Origin of the sequence: Sphaerisporangium aureirubrum (assembly GCF_042658925.1) — a bacterium.
In the GTDB taxonomy this organism is placed as follows: domain Bacteria; phylum Actinomycetota; class Actinomycetes; order Streptosporangiales; family Streptosporangiaceae; genus Sphaerisporangium; species Sphaerisporangium aureirubrum.
Map to the genome: position 1 here is coordinate 1 of NZ_JBHSRF010000118.1, position 18,971 is coordinate 18,971.

The following is an 18,971-nucleotide window of genomic DNA, read 5'->3' on the forward strand; positions in this document are numbered from 1 at the left end:
GGGGGTGGGTGGCGTTGGGCCAGGGTTGGGGGTGGGCTAGGAGGGCTATGGAGCCTGAGGACCAGTCGACGTGGGGGGAGGGGTGGTCGATGTGGAGGCTTTGGGGGAGGCGGTGGTTGTGCATCGCCTCGATCATTTTGATGATGCCGGCTACGCCTGCGGCTGCCTGGGTGTGGCCGATGTTGGATTTGATGGAGCCGAGCCATAGGGGGTGGTCGGGGGGGCGGTTGGTGCCGTAGGTGGCTTGGAGGGCTTGGGCTTCTATGGGGTCGCCCAATGTGGTGCCGGTGCCGTGGGCTTCTACGGCGTCGATGTCGGCGGGGGTGAGGCCGGCGTTGGCGAGGGCTTGTTTGATTACTCGTTCTTGGGAGGGGCCGTTGGGGGCGGTCAGGCCGTTGCTGGCGCCGTCTTGGTTGACGGCTGAGCCTTTGACGATGGCGAGGATTTGGTGGCCGTTGCGTTGGGCGTCGCTGAGGCGTTCCAGGAGGATGAGGCCGGCGCCTTCGCCCCAGGCGGTGCCGTCGGCGCCGGCGGCGAAGGATTTGCAGCGGCCGTCGGGGGCCAGGCCGCGCTGGCGGCTGAACTCGATGAAGGTGTTGGGGGTGGACATGACGGTGACGCCGCCTGCGAGGGCCAGGTCGCATTCGCCGTTGCGGAGGGCTTGGGCGGCCAGGTGGACGGCTACCAGGGAGGACGAGCAGGCCGTGTCGATGGTGACGGCGGGGCCGTGGAAGCCGAAGGTGAAGGAGACGCGGCCGGTGGCGACGCTGGCGGTGGTGCCGGTGCCCAGGTAGCCCTGGACGGCGGGGGGGAAGAAGGGGAGGCGGGCGGCGTAGTCGGTGTAGATGAGGCCGGCGAAGACGCCGGTGGCCGAGCCGTGCAGGGTGGTGGGGTCGATGCCGGCGCGCTCCAGGGTCTCCCAGGCGGTGAGCAGGAGGAGGCGTTGCTGGGGGTCCATGGCGAGGGCTTCGCGGGGGGAGATGCCGAAGAACGCGGGGTCGAAGTCGGCCGCGTCGTGCAGGAAGCCGCCGGTGCGCGCGTAGGTGGTGCTCGGGTGGCTCGGGTCGGGGTCGTAGAGCCCTTGCAGGTCCCAGCCGCGGTTGCCGGGGAACTCGTCGATGGCGTCGGTGCCGGTGTCGACCAGCCGCCACAGGTCCTCGGGGCTGCGCACCCCGCCGGGGAACCGGCAGGCCATGGACACCACCGCGATCGGCTCGTCGGTGACGGTCGCCGCCGGGGTCACGGCGGGCGCCGCGGGGGACGACGAGGCGGGCGACGCCTGGCCGGCCGGGGCGTCGGCGACCTGCGTCATGAGGTGGGCGGCCAGCGCGGTCGGGGTGGGGTGGTCGAAGGTGACGGTGCTCGGCAGGCGCAGGCCGGTCGAGTTGTTCAGGTGGTTGCGCAGCTCGATGGCGGTCAGCGAGTCGAAGCCCTGGTCCTTGAACGGCTGGTGCGGGCTGATCGTGTCCGGTGACGCGTGGCCGAGCACCCCGGCGGCGTGCGTGCGGATGTGGTGCAGGATCAGGCTGTGCCGCTGGTCCGGGCTGCCGGCGGCGGCCAGCTTGCGCGCCCAGGCGTCGGCGCCGCCCGCCGACGTGCCCCCCGAGGCGGCGGACGACGTGGCGCGCCGCTTGGTGGTGGCCGAGCCCTTCACGAGGTCGCGCAGGATGGGCGCCGCCGGATGCGCGGGGGCGATGGTGGCGCAGACCAGGTGCGGGTGGGTGTGGGTGGTGCTGCTGGTGTAGTGCGCGAGCGCCTGCGGCGTGGTCAGCGGGTGCAGCCCGCTGCGGGCGAGCCTGCTGTGGTCGGTGCTGGTGAGGTTGCCGGTCAGGGCGCTGGCCTGCTGCCACAACGACCAGGCGAGGCTGGTGGCGACCTGATGGTGGGTGTGCCGGTGGTGCGCCAGGGCGTCCAGGAACGTGTTGGCGGCGGCGTAGTTGGCCTGGCCGGGGGTCCCGATGGTGCCGGTGATGGACGAGAACAGGATGAAGTCGTCCAGGTGGAGGTGCCGGGTCTGGGTGTGCAGGTTCCACGCCGCGACGATCTTGGGGAGCAGGACCGTGTCGATCTGCTCCGGCGTCAGGTTGGTGACGGTGCCGTCGGCCACCACCCCCGCGGTGTGGATGACACCGGTCAGCGGCCGGTCCTCCGGGACGGACGCCAGCAGCGCGGCCAGCGCGGCGGGGTCGGCCACGTCGCACGCCGCGATGGTGACCTCGGCCCCCAGCTCGGTGAGCTGCCGGTGGATCTCCGGCGCGTTCGGGGCGTCCGGTCCCTGGCGTCCGGCCAGCAGCAGGTGGCGCACGCCGTGCCGGGTGACGAGGTGGGCGGCGAGCTGCGTGGCCAGGGTGCCGGTGCCGCCGGTGATGAGGGTCGTGCTCTCGGCCGTGGGGATGGTGACGACGTTCTTGCCGGTGTGCTGGCCGGTCTGCAGGTGGCGCAGGGCCTGGCGGGTGTGGGTGACGGGCCAGGTGGTGGTGGGGATCGCCCGCAGATGGCCCTGGTCGAACAGCTCGCTCAGGTGGGTGAGGATGCGGTTGAGGCGCTCGGGGCCGGCGTCGGTGAGGTCGAACGGCTGGTAGCTGATCGTCGGGTGCTCGTCCGGGATGGTGGGACGGATGTCGGTCTTGCCCATCTCGACGAAATGGCCGCCGTCCCTGAGCAGGCGCAGGGAGGCGTCGATGAACTCCCCGGCGAGCGAGTTGACGACGGTGTGCATGCCGGTGCCGCCGGTGACCGCGCGGAAGTGGTCCTCGAACTCGGTGGTGCGGGAGTTGGCCTGGCGTTCCGCTGGGATGCCGTTGGCGGTGAGGGTGGGCCATTTGGCGGGGTGGGCGGTGGCGTAGACCTCGGCGCCGAGGTGTTGGGCGAGCTGGGTGGCTGCTTGGCCCACGGCTCCTGCGGCGGCGTGGATGAGGACGTTGTCTCCTGGCCGGGTGCCTGCGAGGTCGACCAGGGAGTAGTAGGCGGTGGCGAAGGCGATGGGGATGGCGGCGGCCTGGCTGTAGGTCCAGCCGGCGGGCATGGGGACGACGAGGAGGGCTTCGGTGACGGCGGTGGGGGCGGTGGAGTGGGGGACCAGGCCCATGACCTTGTCGCCGACCTGGTGGGTGGTGACGCCGGGGCCGATTTCGGTGATGATGCCTGCCGCTTCGCTGCCGATGACGGTGGGGCCGGGGTAGAGGTCGAGGGTCATGAGGAGGTCGCGGAAGTTGATTCCGGCGGCGCGGACGTCCAGCCGGACCTCGCCGGGTCGCAGCGGCCGGGTGTCGGTGTCGTGGTCGATGACGGTGAGGCCGTCGATGGTGCCGGGTGCGGTGACCTCCAGGCGCCAGCAGCCTTCCGGGGGGACGGCCAGCGCGTCGCCGGTGGCGGGGGTGGCGGTGAGGCGGGGGACCAGGACGCGTCCGTCGCGGACGGCCGCCTGAGGCTCGTCCGCCTCGATCAGGCCGGCGACGACGGAGAGGTCCACCTCGGCGGGCGTCCCGGCGGGGGCGTCGGGCGCCCCGTCCTCGGAGGGCTGGTTGGCGATGTACGGGCCGGTGGCGTGCGGCGGCAGGTCGAGCAGCAGGACGCGGCCGGGGTTCTCGTTCTGGGCGCTGCGGGCCAGGCCCCAGATGGGGGCGTTGACCAGGTCGATCTCCTGGCCGGTGTCCACCGGGGCGGCGCCCCGGGTGGCGATGACCAGGCGGGTGTCGGACAGCCGTTCGTCGGCCAGCCACTCCTGCAGGAAACCGACCGCACGGTGCACCGCCGCGCGGGCCGCCTGGGCGACGTCCGGTTCCGGGGATCCCGTGGTGAAGGCCGTGGTGACGACGACGGACGGTGCCGGGGAGCCGGTGGACAGGGCGTCCTGGAGGGCGGCCAGGTCCTCGTGGCGGGCCTGGGTGCCGGTGGTGTGCGCGGGCGGGCCGATCACGGCCCACGGCCGGTCCGGCGGCGGGGCGGCGGGGAGGGTGACGGGCGTCCAGTTGACGCGGTACAGCGGCTCGCTCGGCGCGAGGGTGGTGGCCGTGGTGGCGCGCAGGGTGATGGTGTCCACGGTGGCGACCGGGGCGCCCGCCGGGTCGGTCAGGGCCAGCCGGTACGTGGTGTCGCCGGTCGGCGTGAGGCGGGCCCGCAGCTGGGTGGCGCCGGTGGCGTACAGGGCGATGCCGGAGAAGGAGAACGGCAGCAGCTGCCTGGCCGGGCCGTCCGCCCGCAGGGCGTGCAGCGCCAGGGGGTGCAGGACCGCGTCCAGCAGGGCGGGGTGGATCGTGTGACCCGCCACGCCCTTGTGGCCGGCGGTGTCGGGGGCGGGCAGCCGGATGTCGGCGTGGATGTCGTCGCCGTGCCGCCACATCGCGTGCAGGCCCTGGAAGGTGGGGCCGTAGTTGTAGCCGTGGCCCGCCAGCAGCGTGTACGCCTCGGTGAGGTCGTGCGGCTCGGCGCCGGGGGACGGCCAGGCCGTTTCGTCCCGGGCGGGCGGGGGTGTGCCGGCGGTGGTGAGGGTGGCGGTGGCGTGCTGGGTCCAGGTGGCGGTGGTGTTCGGCCGGGAGTGGATGCTCAGCGCGCGGTGGCCCTGGTTGTCCGGGGCGCCGAGGGTGAGCTGGAGGGTGAGGGTGGTGGTGGCGTCCAGGGTGAGGGGGGTGTGGACGATGAGCTCGTCGACGGTGGTGCAGCCCGCCTGGTCGCCGGTGGCGATGGCCAGGTCGATGAACGCGGTGGCCGGGATGATCACGGTGTCGTTGATCGCGTGGTCGGCGAGCCAGGGGTGGGTGGTCAGGCTGATGCGGCTCGTGAACACCCACGAGTCGTCCTCGGCCATCTGGACGGCGGCGCCGAGCAGCGGGTGCTCCGCCGCGACCAGGCCCAGCTGGGCGGCGTCGGCGCTGGTGGCGGGGCCGTCCATCCAGTACCGCTGGCGCTGGAAGGGGTAGGTCGGGAGGTCCAGCACCCGGGGGGTGGGGCGGGCGTCCTCGGTGTCCGCGGCGGGTTCCCGCTCGGCGGGGGTGCCGAAGAGGGGTGTCCAGTCGACCGGGACGCCGTTGGCGTGCACCGTCGCCAGGGCGGTGAGGAAGGTGCGGGGCTCGGGGTGTCCTGGGCGGAGGGCTGAGATCGCTCGGACGGTGTGGTCGCCCGCTTCGGCGGTCTGGCGGGTGAGGGCGGTGAGGGTGGTGTCCGGGCCGAGCTCCAGGTAGGTGGTGGCGCCGAGGAGGGTCGCCAGGGTCTCCACGCCGTCGTGGAAGCGGACGGTGCCGCGGATGTGCCTGGCCCAGTAGGCGGGGGTGGTGATCTCCGGGCCCGCGGGCTGGCCGGTGAGGTTGGAGATGATCGTGGTGTGCGGGGTGGAGTAGGTGAGGGTCTCCGCGACGCGCTGGAACTCGTCGAGGATCGGGTCCATGTGGTGGGAGTGGAAGGCGTGGCTGACCCTCAGCAGGGTGGCGTTGCGGCCGGTCTGGCGCCACTGGTCGGCGATGCTCGTCACGGCGTCGTGGTCGCCGGAGACGACTACGGAGCGGGGGCCGTTGACGGCCGCTATGGAGACGCCGTCGGTGAGGAGGGGGAGGACGTCGGTTTCGGTGGCCTGGAGGGCGGCCATGGCGCCGCCGGGGGTGGCGCTTTGCATGAGGCGGGCGCGGGCCGCGACCAGGGTGCAGGCGTCCTGGAGGGTGAGGATTCCTGCCAGGTGTGCTGCGGTCAGCTCACCGATGGAGTGGCCGATGAGGTGGTCGGGCCGGATGCCGAACGACTCGGCCAGCCGGTACAGGGCCACCTGAAGCGCGAACAACGCGGGCTGGGTGAACTGGGTCGTGTTCAGCAGCCGCGCCTCTTCGGTCTCCGCCTCGGCGAACATGACCGGCTTCAACGCCCGTGGCAGAAGCCCGTCCAGATACCCGCAGACCTCGTCCAACGCGCCCGCGAACACCTCGAACCGCTGATAGAGCTCCCGCCCCATCCCCGCCCGCTGACTCCCCTGCCCGGTGAACATCGCCGCCATCAACCCCGCCGACGCATGCCCGATCACCGCATCCGGCGAAGCCGTCCCCGCCGCCACCGCCCCCAGCCCCCGCCGCACCTGCTCCCACCCGTCCCCCACCACGACCGCCCGATGGTCGAACCTGGTCCGGGTAACGACCAGCGCCCGAGCCACCTCCTCCATCCCCACCCCGGGATGCCCGTCCAAGAACTCCCCAAGCCGCTCCGCCTGCACGACCAGCGCCTGCGCACTCTTCGCCGACAACACCAACGGCACGGGTATGGCGGTCGCCCCCTCGCCTCCGGCATCGGCCGCTTCGCGTCCAGGAAGGGGGGTCGTGGTGGTGGGGAGGGGCGTCGTGTCCGTTTGTATGGCGGTCGCCCCCTCGCCTCCGGCATCGGCCGCTTCGCGTCCGGGAGGGGGGGCCGTGGTGGCGGGGACGGCCGCCCCGGTGGTTCCGCCTTCGGCGTTGGCCGTCGTGCCGGTGGTTCCGCCTTCGGCGTTGGCCGTTGTCTCGGTGGTTCCGCCTTCGGCGTTGGCTGTCGTGCTGGTTGCTCTGCCTTCGGCGCCGCTCGCAGGTTCTGGGGTGGGTCGGGTGGGGGGTTCTTCGACTATCAGGTGGGCGTTGGTGCCGCTGATGCCGAAGGAGCTGATGGCGGCGCGGCGGGGGTGGGGGCCTTTGGGCCAGGGGTGGGGGTGTTCCAGGAGGGCTACGGAGCCGGAGGTCCAGTCGACGTGGGGGGAGGGGGCGTCTATGTGGAGGCTTTTGGGGAGGCGTTCGTGGTGGAGGGATTGGACCAGTTTGATGATGCTGGCTACGCCTGCGGCGGCCTGGGTGTGGCCGATGTTGGATTTGACGGAGCCCAGCCAGACGGGGTCGTCGGCGGGGCGGTGGCGGCCGTACGTGGCTAGGAGGGCTCGGGCCTCGATGGGGTCGCCGAGGGTGGTGCCGGTGCCGTGGGCCTCTACGGCGTCCACGTCGGCGGGGGTCAGGCCGGCGTTGGCGAGGGCTTGTTTGATCACGCGTTCCTGGGAGGGGCCGTTGGGGGCGGTCAGGCCGTTGCTGGCGCCGTCCTGGTTGACGGCGGAGCCGCGGATCAGGGCCAGGATCTGGTGGCCGTTGCGCTCGGCGTCGCTGAGGCGTTCCAGGAGGAGGAGGCCTACGCCTTCGCCCCAGGCGGTGCCGTCGGCGCCGGCGGCGAAGGACTTGCAGCGGCCGTCGGGGGCCAGGCCGCGCTGGCGGCTGAACTCGATGAAGTTGTACGGCGTGGACATCACGGTCGCGCCGCCCGCCAGGGCCAGGTCGCACTCGCCGATCCGCAGCGCCTGGGCCGCCAGATGCAGCGCCACCAGCGACGACGAGCACGCGGTGTCGACGGTGACGGCGGGGCCCTCCAGGCCGAAGGTGTACGCGAGCCGCCCGGACGCCACGCTCGGCGCGTCCCCGGTGAGCAGGTACCCCTCCAGCGCCTTGCGCGACTCGGGCACCCGCACCGTGTAGTCCTGGTGGATCAGCCCGAGGAACACCCCGGTGGCCGAGCCGTGCAGCGGCGCCGGGTCCACACCGGCCCGCTCGAACGTCTCCCACGCGGTCTCCAGCAGCAGCCGCTGCTGCGGGTCCATCGCCATCGCCTCACGCGGCGAGATGCCGAAGAACGCCGGGTCGAAGTCGGGCGCGTCGTACAGGAACCCGCCGCTGCGCACGTAGCTCGTGCCCGGCCGCTGCGGGTCGGGGTCGTACAGCGTCTCCAGGTCCCAGCCCCGGTTGTCGGGAAATCCGCCGACCGCGTCCACGCCGGCGTCGACGAGCTCCCACAGCTCCTCGGGCGACCGCACCCCGCCGGGGAAGCGGCACGCCATCGCCACGATCGCGATGGGCTCGCTCCTGCGGGACTCGACGTCGGCGAGACGCCGCCGGGTCTGCCGCAGCTCCGACAGTGTCCGCTTGAGGTAGTCACGAAGCTTGGCCTCGGTGCTCATCAGCAGTGGACCCCTTCACGGCGTTCCGGCGACGACGGCTTCCAGGGGCCGATCGCGGGCCGGTGCCGTTTCCGGGCAGGCGGCGGCCGACGAGTCGTACCCCACGGAACAGGCTCATCCGGCGGGCTAACGGCCCCCTTGCCGCGGTCTAAAGCCCCGTCTCCCGCCATACGTCTTTAGAGCGCAACAAGGGGGGCTTTAGCCGCGAAGCCTCGAATAAGGGCAGGCCGTCACGCCCAGCCATGGGCCATGTCGCGAAACCGAGAGAGGCGAAGAATGCCCGAAGACGCAGGTCAGCTGCTGGGGATCATGTCCTCGATATCGGATCTCTTCGGTGGGAAGCTCCCCATCCAGGATCTGTACGGGCCGGAAGGCTCCCATATCTACAACAACATGATGGGTGACGACCGCGCCGAGGTCGACGACTTCATTCGCATCGCGAAGGGCCACCCCGGCCCCCTCCTGGAGCTCGCCGCGGGCAACGGCCGCACCACGCTCCCACTGCTGGAGGCGGGCTTCCAGGTGACGGGCCTGGACTCCTCGCCGCACATGCTCCAGCGCCTCGCCGACAAGCTGCGCGAGCCCAAGTGGGAGAAGTACACCGGCAAGCTCGACACCGTCGAGTCCGACATGAGCGACTTCTCGCTCGGCCGCAAGTACGGCCTGGTGGTCCTCGGCATGGGCACGGTGTGGATGCTGGACGAGAGCCAGCGCGCCTCGCTGTTCCGCTGCGTGCGCGAGCACCTCACCGACGACGGCAGGTTCCTGGTGACGCTGCCCGAGCTGCCCGCGCTCAGCGAGGACGGCACGCCGCTGGAGACCCGCCACGTGTTCATCGGCCAGGACAGCACCACGCCGGTGCTGTGCATCATGACCGAGTACTTCGACCAGCAGATCGGCAAGCGGCTGATGTGCATCCTCGCCCAGCGCCCGGAGAACGGCGCCGTGGGGGAGAGCACCATCTTCGCCCACTGGAACCACCTGCTGTACCCGGCGATGCTGGAGAAGGAGGTCGAGAGCGCGGGCCTGCGCGTCATCAGCCAGACCGAGGCGACGGCCACCCGCGTCACCACCATCGTCGACAGAGGCCGCCGCCGCTGGGTCTTCGAGATCGGCCGCTAGCGAGTGCCGGTCCCGCCCGCACCCCCACGCGGGCGGGATCGCGCGGAAACGGCCCCGGCCATCGGCCGGGGCCGTTTCGCGTGTCAGGTGCCGATGAGCCGCCCGGGCTCCGACAGGGCCGTCTTGACGGCCTGGAGGAACAGCGTGGCATCGCGGCCGTTGACGAAGCGGTGGTCGTAGGCGAGGCCGATGTGGCAGACGGTCGCGGACACGACCTCGCCGGAGGCGTCCCGGGTGAGTTCCTCGCGGGCCCCGGTCAGCGCCAGCGCGGCCGTCTGCCCGGGGAAGATCAGCGGGACGGCGACCACGACGTCCGGGTCGTTGTGCAGGGTGACGCCGATGTTCCCGCCGGTCAGCTCCTCCTCGCGGAAGGAACCGGCGAGGGCGGTCTGGCGGAACCCCAGCATGACGTCCGCGACGTCGGCCACGGTGCGCTTGGCGGCGTCCCGCACGACCGGCACGAACAGGCCGGTGCCGACGTCGATGGTGACCCCGATCCGCGGCTCGTCGCTCAGCCGCGCGGTGCGGTCGTCCAGCGGCTCGGCGAAGAACATGGGGAAGGTGTCGTGCAGGGTGGCCACCGCGGCCACCAGCAGCTCGGGCAGCCCGATGATCTTACGCAGCCGCCGGCCCGCCGCCTGCGCCGCCTCCGCCGCCGCCCCGACGTCCACCCGGATCGCGGTGTACGCGGCCGGGATGGTGGCGTGCGACACCGTGACGGTCCGCGCGACGGCCTGCTGCACCCGCGACAGGGTCTCGGTGCGCGGCCGGTCCGCCGACGCGGCGAGGCGCTCGACGTCGGCGCGGCGCACCACCGTCACGTCGAGGGCGCGCACCAGGGCCGGGTCGACGCCGAGCTCCTCCATGAGCGCGCGCGCCGGAGCGGTGATCACCGGCTCCTCGTCCGCCGGGGCGGGTGCCGCGGCCGGGCCCGCCGCCTCGGCCCTCGGCGTGCCGGGCGGCACCACGCGGGCCACCACGTCGCCGGGCGCGCACTCCGACCCGGCGGGCACCAGGTGGCGCAGGACGCCGCCCTCGGCGCAGACCAGGTCCTGCACGGACTTGGACGTCTCGATGGTGGCCACGATCTCGTCGGGGCCGATCGGCTCGTCGTCGCCGACGAGCCACTCGGTCAGCGTGTACGACAGGTCGTTGTTGTTGAGCTTAGGGACCCGGAGGTCGCTCACGTCAGTCACTGAGGCTCTCCCTGACGGCCTGGACGATGGTGCTGTCCTTCACCAGGACCTGTTCCTCCAGATGCACCGCGGTCGGGATCACGGTGTCGGCGGCGTGCACGAGCGTCACCGGCCGCCGCAGCTCGCCCCACAGCCGCCGGTGGATCTGGTGCGCGACCTCCCCGCCCCACGTGCCGCCCGCGGTGCCGTCCTCGGCGACGCAGATCGCCGAGGCCCGCGCCAGCATGGGCAGCAGCGGCTCCACGTCGAACGGGTACAGCCGCGCGGGCACCAGCACCAGGCAGGAGGTCTCGTCCTCCAGCATCAGCGTGCGCGCCGCGGCGACGGCCCGGTGCGCCATGCCGCCCGGCACGATCACCACGCAGTCGAAGGCGCCGGGGTCGTCCAGGAACACCCGCGCGGTGCCGCAGTCCATGAGGTCGTAGGAGAAGACGCCGTCCACGATCCCGTCGCCGAACATCTGCCGGGTGTAGAGGACCTTGTCCTCGAACAGCAGCGCGGGCTCGGCCCGCGCCAGGATGTCCGGCAGCAGTACGCGGTTGTCGTGGAAGGGGGAGATCTCGTACAGCGACAGGCCGGGCACGCCGACGAAGTGCTTCTGCAGGCTCTGGCTGTGCGTGGGCCCGTAGCCGCGCCCCGCGCCCGACGGGCAGCGCACCACCAGCGGCAGGGGCAGGCGGCGCCCGTACATCGACACCGACTTGCCGGCGAAGTTCACGATCTGGTCGAAGGCCAGCGCCGCGAAGTCCCCGAACATGATCTCCACGATGGCGGGGCTGCCCGCCAGCGCCAGCCCCGCCGCCACGCCCGCGATGCCGCCCTCGCTGAGCGGCGTCGCCAGCACCCGGTCGGGGAAGCGGCTGGACAGCCCTTTGGTGATCTTGAAGGCGCCGCCGTACGGGTCGGCGATGTCCTCGCCCAGCAGGTGCAGCGCCGGGTCGGCCTCGAACGCCGCGTGCAGCGCCAGGTTGAGGTTCTCCGCGACCCTCATCGGTCCTCCCACACCGACGGCGGGCGGGCGGACACCTCGCGCACGACCCGCTCCACCAGCTCGCGCGCCTCGGCGTCCCAGGCGGCCGTCCGCTCGGGGAACTCGCTCGCGTACCGCCGGTACCAGTCCTGCTCGCGGGCCATCCGGATCACCTCGGGCGGCCGTGAGTCGTCGCCCTTGCTGTGCGGCCCGACCCGATTGGTGGTGAACTCCACGACCAGCGGACGGCACTCGCCCCGCACGTCCAGTAGCAGCGGCTCCAGCTCGTCGCGGATCCGGCCCACGTCGGTGGTCACCAGCCGGTGGTGCCGCACGCCGAACGCGCGGGCCCGGCCGCCGATGGTGCCCGCCATCTGCAGGGCGGTCGGCGTGGACTGCGCGATCCCGTTGTGCTCCACCACGACCAGCAGCGGGGCGCTCCACAGCTGCGCCATGTTCAGCGCCTCGTACACCGCCCCCTCGCCCCAGGTGCCGTCGCCGATGTACGCGCAGGCCAGCGCGCCCGGCTCGGCACGCTTGAGCGCCAGCGCGACGCCGGTGGCGACCGGCAGGCTCTGCCCCTGCACGCCGGTGGACAGGTAGCGGTCCCGCAGGATGTGCTGGCTGCCGCCCACGCCGTTGCACACGGCGCCCTCCCGGCCCATGATCTCCGCGAGCAGGCCGTAGGGGTCCTCGTACCTGGCCAGGTAGTGGCCGTGCCCTCGGTGGTTGCTGAACACGAAGTCCCGGGGTTCGAGCAGGGTGCGCAGCGCCACGGGGACGTACTCCTGCCCGAGGCAGGTGTGCGTGGTGCCGTTCAGCTCGCCCTGCTCGAACAGCTCCAGCAGCTTCGCCTCGAAATGCCTGATCAGGAGCAGGATCCGCAGGTCCTCGTCGGCGATCGTGGACCTCTGGCGGCGGGTCGCGGCGGCGGTGACGGACTCCATCAGCGGGGCGCCTCCACCCGCCGGAGCTCCTCGGCCACATCGGCGAGGCCGCGCAGCGTCGGCGTCTCCAGCAGGACCTGAAGGGGCAGCTTCACCCCGAGCGTGCGCTCCACCCGCACGGCCAGCTGGATGACCTGCATGGACTGGCCGCCGAGGTACGGCAGCTCCTCGTCCGGCCCGACGTCGTCGAGTTTCAGCACGTCCCGCCAGATCTCCCGCAGGGCTTCGATCGGGGCCCCGCCGTTCCCGGCGCCGGCCCCGCCGGTAGCCCGGGGCTGTTCGCCCGTCAGTGTGCTCGACATCTGCTACACGCCTCCCGTGCTTCCGTCCGGCATCTCCACCGCGTAACCCGCCTTGATCCACTTGCTCGCCTCGACACTCACCCCGGCCGCGCGGTCGCCCATGGCCATCTCGGGCAGCGCGCGTTCGAGCTGGATGAACGGGATGGCGTTCGCGGTGTTCCCGATCTCGGCGACGCAACTGATCACCTCGGCCCCCGGTACGTCGAGCGCCTCGATGACCCGCCGCGTCATGTGCCCCGACAGCTGCGGGGGTAGCACGTAGTCGAGGTCGGTCCGCTTCCAGTCCAGGTCGTCGAGCAGCTCCTGCAGGGCCTCGGCGGCCATCACCGGCGCCGACTCCTCGACCGCCTTGAAGTCCTCGTTGACCGGCTCGCGGTCGGAGTGGCGGTCGGCCCAGCCGTACCAGTCGACGGTCTGTCCCGGCGCGCGGCCCCGGCCCACCAGGCGGGTGAACACCCGCCGCAGCACAGGCGCGTCCGGCGCGTCCCGGGTGCTGAGCACGGCCGCGCCGGCGGCGTCGCCGAACAGCACCGCGTTGACCTGCATGTTGAGCGACAGCTCGGCCAGGTCGATGGACGGGTCCAGGTGCTTGGCGCAGGTGTCGCCGCCCAGCACCAGCGCGGTGCGGTGGCGGCCGGTCGCCAGCATCTGGCACGCCACGTCCAGCGCCTGGATCGCCCCGGTGCAGCCGGAGAGCAGCTGGTAGGTGGAGATGCCGTCCACGCCGATGCGGTCGGCGACCAGGGTGACGGTGGAGGGCATCAGCATGTCGGGGGTCGCCGAGCCCATGACCATGAGGTCCACCTCGTCGGCCTCGACACCCGCCTCGGCCAGCGCCCGCAGCGCGGCCTGCTCGGCGAGGTCGGCCAGGCTGTACCGCACCTCCCCGGACGCGAGGTCCAGCGCGAAGTGACGGCTGCTGGTGCCGACGAAGGTGTCGATCCACTGCTCCCACACCTCGGGCAGGCCGAACCGGCGCACCAGCTCGGCGTTGTCGATCAGCGGGCCCGGCAGGGCGGTGCCGACCCCGAGGATGCGGATGTCAGGACGATCCATCGTGGTGCCCTCCAGCTCCGGCCGCCGGCCGGTCCGTGGCGACGCCGGCCGGTCCGCGCCGGACGTCCGCCGGGAACGGGGCTGTGCTCATCTTCAGTCGCACCGCTTAAGCCTTCCTAATCCGTGCCTTGCGGCCCTCGTGCCGGTCGTCAGGGTGATCCCAGCTCGTCCTCGATCAGGGCGAAGATCTCGTCGTCGGTGGCGGACTCGAGCTCGGCCGCGAGGCCGTCGTCGCCGGGGTCCTGGTCCCGGCCCTCCCGCAGCCGCCGCAGCACGCCCTCCAGGTGCAGCGCGATCCGCTCGCGCGTGTCGCCGTCCGCCGGGGCCGTGCCGAGGCCGTCCGCCAAGTCGTCCAGCGCGGTGAGCACCGACAGGTCGGTGCCCGCCTCCTTGGGGGTCAGGTGCGACTGGAGGTGCTTGGTGAGCGCGGCCGGGGTGGGGTGGTCGAACACGACCGTGCTCGGCAGGCGCAGCCCGGTGGTGTTGTTCAGGTGGTTGCGCAGCTCGATCGCGGTCAGGGAGTCGAATCCCTGGTCCTTGAAGGGGCGGTTCGGGTTGATGGTGTCGGGGGTGGGGTGGCCGAGGACGCTCGCGGCGTGCGTGCGGACGTGGTTGAGGATCAGGGTGTGCTGCTGCTCGGGGCCGGCGGCCCGCTCCCACGCCTCGGTGGTGGCCGCCGCCGGGGCGGACGGCGCGGTGGCGCGCCGCCGCGGCGTGCTCGCCGGGGCCGGTGTCAGGTCGCGCATGATCGGGGGCGCGGGGTGGGCGGGCGCGATGGTGGCCGGGATGAGGTGCGGCCGGGTGTGGGTGAGGGTGGCGGTGTAGTGCGCCAGGGCCTGGGCGGTGGTCAGCGGGACCAGCCCGGCGCGGCTCAGCCGCGTGTGGTCGGTGCCGGTGAGGTTGCCGGTGAGGGTGCTGCTCTGCTCCCACAGGCTCCAGCCGAGGCTGGTGGCCACCTGGTCGTGGGCGTGCCGGTGCTGGGCGAGCGCGTCCAGGAAGGCGTTGGCGGCGGCGTAGTTGCCCTGCCCGGGGGTGCCGAGGGTGCCGGTGACCGAGGAGAACAGCACGAAGGCGTCCAGGTCCGCGGTCTGGGTGTGCAGGTTCCACGCGGCGGCGATCTTCGGGAGCAGGACGGTGTCCACCTGCTCGGGGGTGAGGTTGGCGATGGTGGCGTCGGCCAGCACCCCCGCGGCGTGCACGACCGTGGTCAGCGGGTGCGCGGGCGGGATGGACGCCAGCAGCGCGGCCAGCGCCTCGGGGTCGGCGACGTCGCACGCGGCGATCGTGACGTGGGCGCCGAGCGCGGTGAGCTCGTCGCGCAGCTCGCGCGCCCCGGGGGCGTCCGGCCCCGTGCGGCTGGTGAGGACGAGGCGCCGCGCGCCGTGCTCGGTGACGAGGTGCGCGGCCAGCAGGGCGCCGAGGGTGCCGGTGCCGCCGGTGATCAGGGTGGTGGCGTCCGGGTGCGGGACGGTGACGACGAACTTGCCGGTGTGCCGGCCCGCCTGGAGCAGCCGGAGGGCCTGCTTGGTGTGGCCGACCGGCAGGGTCGTGGTGGGCAGCGGGCGCAGGCGGCCCTCGGCGAACAGTTCGGTCAGATGGGTGAGGATCCGGTTGAGGCGATCGGGGCCCGCGTCCATGAGGTCGAACGGCTGGTAGGCGATGCCTTCGTCCCCGAGGGACGGCCGCAGGTCGATCTTGCCCATCTCGACGAAGTGGCCGCCGTCCTTGAGCAGGCGCAGGGAGGCGTCGATGGCCTCGCCGGTGAGGGAGTTGACGACCGTGTCCATCCCGGCGCCGCCGGTCACCGTGCGGAAGTGGTGCTCGAACTCGGTGGTGCGGGAGTTGGCCCGGTGGGCGGGGAGCACCTGGTTGCCGGTGAGGGTGGCCCACTTGGACGGGTGGGCGGTGGCGTAGACGGTGGCGCCCAGGTGGTGGGCGAGCTGGGTGGCGGCCTGGCCCACGGCGCCCGCGGCGGCGTGGACGAGGACGTTGTGCCCCGGCCGGGTGCCCGCCAGGTCGACCAGGGCGTAGTACGCCGTGGCGAACGCCACCGGGACGGCGGCGGCCTGGCTGAAGCTCCAGCCGTCCGGCACGGGGACCACCAGCCGCTGGTCGGTCACGGCCGCCGGGGCGGTGGAGTGGGGGACCAGGCCCATGACCTTGTCGCCGACCCTGTGGGTGGTGACGCCGGGGCCCACCTCGGTGACGACACCCGCGGCCTCGCTGCCGATCACGGTGGCGTCGGGGTAGAGGTCGAGGGTCATCAGCAGGTCGCGGAAGTTGATGCCGGCGGCGCGGACGTCCATGCGGATCTGGCCGGGCTCCAGCGGGCGGCTGCCGGCGTCGTGCCCGATCACCGTCAGGCCGTCGACGGTGCCGGGGGCGGTGACCTCCAGGCGCCAGCAGCCGTCCCGCGGCACGACCAGGGCGTCTCCGGCGGGGCTGGTCGCGGTCAGGCGGGGGACCAGGACCCGGTCGCCGCGGATCGCGGCCTGCGGCTCCTCGGCCTCGATGAGGCCGCTGATCGTGGCCAGGTCCACCCCGGCGGGGGCGTGGCCGTTCGGCGGGGCCGCCGGGAGCGGGGGGAGGTCGAGAAGGGTGATGCGGCCGGGGTTCTCGTTCTGGGCGGTGCGGGCCAGGCCCCAGACGGGGGCGTTGACCAGGTCGACGTCCTGGCCGGGCTCCGCGGCGGCGGCGCCGGTGGTGGTCACGACCAGGCGGGTGTCGGCCATCCTGTCGTCGGCGAGCCACTGCTGGAGCAGCTCCACCGCCCGGTGCACGGTCTCGCGTGCCGCCGCGGCGACGTCCGGGCCGGGGCCGTGGCCGTTGGCCGCCGGGGGTGCCGTCCGGGTGAAGGCCGTGGCGATGATGACGGGCGGCGGCGGGGTGCCGGTGGTGAGGGCGTGCTGGAGGGCGGGCAGGTCCGGGTAGTGGTGCGCCGGGACGGTGGACCGGAGCGGCGGCAGGTAGGGGCCGACCACGGCCCACGGGCGGGTCACCGGGGGCGCGGCCGGCACCGTGACGGGGGTCCAGTCCACCCGGTACAGCGGGTCGCCGGAGGTCACGGCGGCCGGGCGCAGCGTGATGGCGTCGACGGTGGCCACCGGGGCGCCCGCCGGGTCGGTGAGCGTCAGCCGGTGCGCGGTGCCTTCGGCGGGCTCCAGGTGGGCCCGCAGGCGGGTCGCTCCGGTGGCGTGCAGCGTTATGCCGCTGAAGGAGAACGGCAGCAGGCGGGCGCCGTCGGCGGCGGTCACCGCGTCCAGGGCGAGCGGGTGCAGGGCGGCGTCCAGCAGGGCCGGGTGGATGGTGTGGCCGGTGGTCGCGTCGTCCGGGAGCACGATGTCGGCGTACCGGTGGTCGCCGTCCCGCCACATCGCCCGCAGGCCCTGGAAGGCCGGGCCGTAGTGGTAGCCGCCCGCGGCGAGCAGCGGGTACGCGCCGGTGAGGTCCTGGGGCTCCGCGCCGGGGGGCGGCCAGGGGGCCGGGTCCGGGGGCGGGGCGGGGTCGTGGGCGGCGGTGAGGGTGCCCGTGGCGTGCTGGGTCCAGGTGGCGGTGGTGTCCGGGCGGGAGTGGATGCTCAGCGCGCGTCCGCCCTGGTCGTCCTCGGCGCCCAGGGTGAGCTGGAGCGTGCGCGGGGTGGCGGGGTCCAGGGTGAGGGGGGTCTGGACGATGAGCTCCTCGACGGTGGCGCAGCCGGCGTGGTCTCCGGTGGCGATGGCCAGGTCGATGAAGGCGGTCGCCGGGACGATGACGGTGTCGCCGATGGTGTGGCCGGCCAGCCAGGGGTGGGTGGTGAGGCCGATCCTGCCGGTGAACACCCAGGAGTCGTCGTCGGCGATCTGCACGCCGGTGGTGAGGAGGGGGTGGCCGGTGGCGAGCAGGCCGAGTCCGGTGGCGTCGCTGGCCGGTGCGTCCAGCCAGTAGCGCTGCCGCTGGAAGGGATAGGTGGGGAGGTCCGCCGGGCGGGCCGGGGGCGTGAGGAGCGGGGACCAGTCGACCCGGGTGCCGGTGGTGTGCAGGGTGGCGAGGGCGGTGAGGACGGCGTGGGTCTCCGGGCGGGCGGGGCGGGACATCGGGACGGCGGTGGCGTCGACGGACTGGGTGGTGAAGGTGGTGAGGGTGGCGTCGGGGCCGAGCTCCAGGTACGCGGTGGTGTTCAGGGCGGCCAGGGTCTGGATGCCCGCGTGGAAGCGGACGGTTTCGCGGATGTGCCTGGTCCAGTACGCCGGGGTGGTGATCTCCTCGCCTGCCGGTTCGCCGGTGAGGTTGGAGATGACCGGGGTGTGCGGGGGGGAGTAGGTCAGGGTTTCGGCGACGCGGCGGAACTCGTCCAGGATCGGGTCCATGTGGGGGGAGTGGAAGGCGTGGCTGACCCTGAGCAGGGTGGCGTTGCGGCCTGTCGTGCGCCACTGGTCGGCGATCTTCTGTACGGCGTCCCGGTCGCCGGAGACGACCAGCGAGGCCGGGCCGTTGACGGCCGCGACGGTGACGCCGTCCGTGAGCAGCGGCAGGACGTCGGCCTCCGTGGCCTGGAGGGCGGCCATGGCGCCGCCCGGGGCGGCGCTCTGCATGAGGCGGGCGCGGGCGGCGACGAGCCGGCAGGCGTCCAGGAGGGGGAGGACGCCTGCCAGGTGTGCGGCGGTCAGCTCGCCGATGGAGTGACCGATGAGGTGGTCCGGCCTCAGCCCGAATGATCGGGCCAGGCGGAACTGGGCCACGTGCAGGGCGAACAACGCCGGCTGCGTGTACAGCGTGCTGTCCAGCAGCCGCGCCGCCTCACTGCCCGCCTCCGCGAACATGACGGTCTTCAGCGGCCGTTCGAGATACCCGTCCAGCTGCGCGCAGACCTCGTCCAGCGCCTGCGCGAACACCTCGAACCGCCGATAGAGCTCCCGCCCCATCCCCGCCCGCTGACTCCCCTGCCCCGTGAACATCATCGCGATCTTCCCCGGCGCCGCGGCGATCCCCCCGACCACGTCACCGCTGGGCACCCCGGCCACCAGGTCGTCCAAGGCCTGCCGATGCCCGGCGACCAGCACCGCCCGGTGCTCGAACGCCGAACGCCTGCTCAGCGCGTACGCGACGTCGCCCCCGTCCACATCCGGATAGGCGTCGAGGAACCGCCCGAGCCGCTCGGCCTGCGCCACCAGCGCCTGGGGGTCCTTCGCCGACAGCATCCACGGCATCGCCACGGGTATGGCGGTCGCACCCTCGCCTCCGGCATCGGCCGCTTCGCATCGGTTGGGGGAGACCGCGGTGGTCGCGGGATCCGCCGTGGTGGAGGTGTCCGGCGTGGTGGAGGTGTCCGGCGTGGTGGAGGTGTCCGGCGTGGTGGAGGTCCCCGGCGGGGTGGGGGTGTCCGGGGCGGCTGGGAGGGTTGTGGGGGTGGGGGGTTGTTCGAGGATTAGGTGGGCGTTGGTGCCGCTTATGCCGAAGGAG

9 protein-coding genes and 1 pseudogene are annotated in these 18,971 nt (G+C 73.1%); 2 read left to right on the plus strand and 8 right to left on the minus strand.

Going from position 1 to position 18,971, the window contains the following annotated elements:
- Positions 1-1,393, minus strand: a 1,393-nt coding sequence (locus ACFP1K_RS41410; protein ID WP_449329178.1) for a type I polyketide synthase, incomplete at its 3' end; no start/stop codon positions are given.
- Positions 1,373-7,939: pseudogene (locus ACFP1K_RS38725) on the minus strand (SDR family NAD(P)-dependent oxidoreductase); the annotation flags it as partial. The pseudogene ACFP1K_RS38725 and the gene ACFP1K_RS41410, both read right to left, overlap by 21 nt.
- A gap of 309 nt (positions 7,940-8,248) precedes the next feature.
- On the opposite strand from ACFP1K_RS38725, the gene mpaM reads away from it, so the two are divergent.
- Entirely contained in the window at positions 8,249-9,061 is an 813-nt protein-coding gene (mpaM, locus tag ACFP1K_RS38730) for a daptide-type RiPP biosynthesis methyltransferase (RefSeq protein WP_380763127.1), read from the plus strand.
- Positions 9,062-9,144: 83 nt separating this feature from the next.
- Here mpaM and ACFP1K_RS38735 read toward each other — a convergent pair whose 3' ends face one another.
- From ACFP1K_RS38735 to ACFP1K_RS38760, 6 genes are all read right to left on the minus strand, one after another.
- Positions 9,145-10,257 carry a 2-oxo acid dehydrogenase subunit E2 gene (locus tag ACFP1K_RS38735; RefSeq protein ID WP_380763129.1) on the minus strand — a complete coding sequence of 371 codons (1,113 nt, stop codon included), beginning with the start codon at positions 10,255-10,257 and terminating at the stop codon, positions 9,145-9,147.
- Complete coding sequence (locus ACFP1K_RS38740) at positions 10,250-11,248, minus strand: alpha-ketoacid dehydrogenase subunit beta (RefSeq protein ID WP_380763131.1); 999 nt, start codon at positions 11,246-11,248, stop codon at positions 10,250-10,252. The genes ACFP1K_RS38735 and ACFP1K_RS38740 overlap by 8 nt, the downstream gene beginning before the upstream one ends.
- On the minus strand, positions 11,245-12,174 hold the full coding sequence (locus ACFP1K_RS38745; protein WP_380763133.1) for a thiamine pyrophosphate-dependent dehydrogenase E1 component subunit alpha: 930 nt from the start codon (positions 12,172-12,174) through the stop codon (positions 11,245-11,247). The genes ACFP1K_RS38740 and ACFP1K_RS38745 overlap by 4 nt, the downstream gene beginning before the upstream one ends.
- Positions 12,174-12,476, minus strand: a complete 303-nt coding sequence (locus tag ACFP1K_RS38750; protein WP_380763135.1) for an acyl carrier protein — start codon at positions 12,474-12,476, stop codon at positions 12,174-12,176. The genes ACFP1K_RS38745 and ACFP1K_RS38750 overlap by 1 nt, the downstream gene beginning before the upstream one ends.
- Positions 12,477-12,479: 3 nt before the next feature.
- Positions 12,480-13,532 carry a 3-oxoacyl-ACP synthase III family protein gene (locus ACFP1K_RS38755; protein ID WP_380763137.1) on the minus strand — a complete coding sequence of 351 codons (1,053 nt, stop codon included), beginning with the start codon at positions 13,530-13,532 and terminating at the stop codon, positions 12,480-12,482.
- A 149-nt stretch (positions 13,533-13,681) separates the two neighbouring features.
- The gene (locus tag ACFP1K_RS38760; RefSeq protein WP_380763139.1) at positions 13,682-18,718 is read right to left on the minus strand and encodes an SDR family NAD(P)-dependent oxidoreductase; all 5,037 of its coding nucleotides are present in this window, start codon (positions 18,716-18,718) and stop codon (positions 13,682-13,684) included.
- Positions 18,719-18,788: 70 nt separating this feature from the next.
- Here ACFP1K_RS38760 and ACFP1K_RS38765 point away from each other — a divergent pair.
- On the plus strand, positions 18,789-18,971 hold a 183-nt coding region (locus tag ACFP1K_RS38765), incomplete at its 3' end, for a hypothetical protein (RefSeq protein WP_380763141.1).

What these genes read in the sequence shown, in the direction of transcription:
- ACFP1K_RS38745 (WP_380763133.1), bottom strand. Translation starts at nt 12,174, where the DNA reads ATGGAGTCCGTCACCGCCGCCGCGACCCGCCGCCAGAGGTCCACGATC.
- ACFP1K_RS38740 (WP_380763131.1), bottom strand. Translation starts at nt 11,248, where the DNA reads ATGAGGGTCGCGGAGAACCTCAACCTGGCGCTGCACGCGGCGTTCGAG.
- ACFP1K_RS38760 (WP_380763139.1), bottom strand. Translation starts at nt 18,718, where the DNA reads ATGCCGTGGATGCTGTCGGCGAAGGACCCCCAGGCGCTGGTGGCGCAG.
- ACFP1K_RS38750 (WP_380763135.1), bottom strand. Translation starts at nt 12,476, where the DNA reads ATGTCGAGCACACTGACGGGCGAACAGCCCCGGGCTACCGGCGGGGCC.
- mpaM (WP_380763127.1), top strand. Translation starts at nt 8,249, where the DNA reads ATGTCCTCGATATCGGATCTCTTCGGTGGGAAGCTCCCCATCCAGGAT.
- ACFP1K_RS38755 (WP_380763137.1), bottom strand. Translation starts at nt 13,532, where the DNA reads ATGGATCGTCCTGACATCCGCATCCTCGGGGTCGGCACCGCCCTGCCG.